This window comes from Vibrio sp. R-1 (genome assembly GCF_035615595.1).
Lineage (GTDB): Bacteria > Pseudomonadota > Gammaproteobacteria > Enterobacterales > Vibrionaceae > Vibrio > Vibrio cholerae.
In genome coordinates, this window is the sequence record NZ_WPDC01000178.1 from 1 (window position 1) to 1,610 (window position 1,610).

Genomic DNA, 1,610 nt, shown 5'->3' on the forward strand with positions numbered 1-1,610 from the left:
CTTGAGGCGTTTGTTATATTTTTGTTGCTCACGGCACAGATGTTATAGAACCGCTGCCATTAACTTCCGTTTTTAAATTCACTGGCGTACCTAAATACTCCACACTACCAGAACCATTAACTCGAGCATTTAACTCTGAAGATACATTTAATTTGGCAATCCCTGCGCCATTAACTTCTACCCTTCCATCCTCAGATTTCAAATTAGCAGCATCAAGTTCAGCCAGACCATTCAAAGAAGCGTTGAAAAATGCAACTTGCCCTGTTAATGATGCTTTCCCGATACCGTTGACCGTTATTTCAAAGTGTTTCGCTGATAATTCTGTAACATCAACTTTTTGGTCACCATTTAAGATTAAGTGGTTTAACGAGCCATTCACCAGTTCAAATTTAAAGTATTCGTTAACCAAAACATTATCTTTCGTACTAATTTCCAGTGAGCCATCAAGACATTTAAATCTGAGATAATCCAACTCTTTGTTAGCACCTTTCACACTACCTGAAGGAGAGCCTAGAGCAACCAACTTGATAGTTGACGGTACATTGATCGTTAATTTGCTATAGTCACAGACTGGTAATTTTCTTTCAATAAGCCCTTCATCTGCCAATACAAATTGGCTAGTAGTTAAAAAAATTGCTAAGTAACTGTAATTTATTATTTTCACGAAAATCTCTCTAAAAAATATAACGCCCGCCTAAGGGGTTGGCAACGCATTACCACTAAACTTAAACACAACAACCATAACCACCGCTGCTCAATGGGATTGGAAACGCCACGCGTTGACAATCCCTCTTGAGGCGTTTGTTATGTGTGTGTTAAGGCCAATTTACAGTATTGAATGCTTTTATAGCACTTTGACAACTATCAGGGCTATTTCCAGATAGTTGTTGGTTCATATGATACTCAGTTCCTTGCATAAATATCGATAAATACATTGTCCTCATTTTTGTACTAACGTTAAGATCATCAAACCATGAATCCATCCATTTACCAACCATTCGCAACTCATTTTCTGTATCAACACCACAAGCTGCTGCTCTACCAATTATTGTGGCATACGAAGCCATTTTGTCGGTTAAAACAGTTTCATCATTTATAACTTCTTTTTTAACGCTATTTATACTTGTACTAACATTTAAAGGAACTACATTCATCACAACATTGAAGTTATTATTTTTTATTTGGAGTGTATTCGTATGATACCCATATTCAACAGACGCACTATCATTATCTTTCCATATACCAGATTTGGCATCATCCAGCTCTGACCACGTCACACGTTTAAAGTCATCAGTAAATCCACATGCATATTTTCTTGAGTTTCCATCACGAGAAACACTTAAAACCGTATATAAATCACCCTCAATACCTGTTAAGCTGAAAAGCATTGGTGATATATTAAACAGCCTCCCTAAATAGTACTTACAAACGTCATTTTTATTTATTTTTATTAGCTCGCCAAAGGGATCAGATACAGGCCTATTATTTGAAATTACAGCAACACTCATAGCCCCTAGAAAAATAATTAAAAACTTATAGACATTAGGTATTCTTCTAATAGTTTCTGTAACTTTAAATTGCATTCGATAATCCTTCAAAAGAAATATTTA

2 protein-coding genes are annotated in these 1,610 nt (G+C 35.7%); both read right to left on the reverse strand.

Annotation, left to right across the window (positions count from 1 at the left end; all coding sequences use genetic code 11):
* Positions 1-28 precede the first annotated feature (28 nt).
* Positions 29-664: a GIN domain-containing protein gene (locus tag GOU96_RS17390; protein WP_000691786.1), complete on the reverse strand. Its 636-nt coding sequence runs from the start codon at positions 662-664 to the stop codon at positions 29-31.
* Positions 665-815: 151 nt separating this feature from the next.
* Positions 816-1,583 (reverse strand): hypothetical protein, encoded by a 768-nt coding sequence (locus GOU96_RS17395; RefSeq protein WP_175242311.1) that lies wholly within the window; start codon positions 1,581-1,583, stop codon positions 816-818.
* Positions 1,584-1,610 lie beyond the last annotated feature (27 nt).